The sequence below is a fragment of the Leptospira alexanderi serovar Manhao 3 str. L 60 genome, assembly GCF_000243815.2.
GTDB classification, from domain to species: domain Bacteria; phylum Spirochaetota; class Leptospiria; order Leptospirales; family Leptospiraceae; genus Leptospira; species Leptospira alexanderi.
This window is the reverse complement of sequence record NZ_AHMT02000028.1, coordinates 1-376: the sequence shown is the minus strand read 5'-3', so window position 1 is coordinate 376 and position 376 is coordinate 1. Positions and strand designations below refer to the sequence as shown.

The 376-nt window shown below is 41.2% G+C and carries 1 protein-coding gene; it reads left to right on the top strand.

Features of this window, described 5'->3' with window-relative positions; translation table 11 throughout:
• On the top strand, nucleotides 1-129 hold a 129-nt coding region (locus LEP1GSC062_RS21590), incomplete at its 5' end, for an SDR family oxidoreductase (protein WP_020984134.1).
• Between the last annotated feature and the right edge of the window lie 247 nt (nucleotides 130-376).

Below are 376 nucleotides of genomic sequence, written 5' to 3'. Positions count from 1 at the left end.
ATTCCTCTCCGAAGACCGGGCACACAACAAGAGATTGCAAACGCTGTGAAATTCTTTTTAAGCGATCAATCCAATTATATTACAGGAACATATTTGAGAGTGGACGGAGGTGCCGCAATCGGAATGTGATTTGGAAAATTCTTGCGTCCAGTGCAGAACCCACACCAAAGGAAGAAAGCGGGCTCCGGAAAACCGGAATGCTGCTTGAAAAGGAGAAATGATAAGATGACACCTTCACGGAGATCGAATAAAAAAAAGAGACACCGACTAATTGAAGTTAGCCGGTGCTTGAATGTGAAAAACAGATATCTGCTATATCTTTTTTGGAATAGTAGATTGATCAGAGCAAGGATCACAAAGATTTTGTTTGTTGACT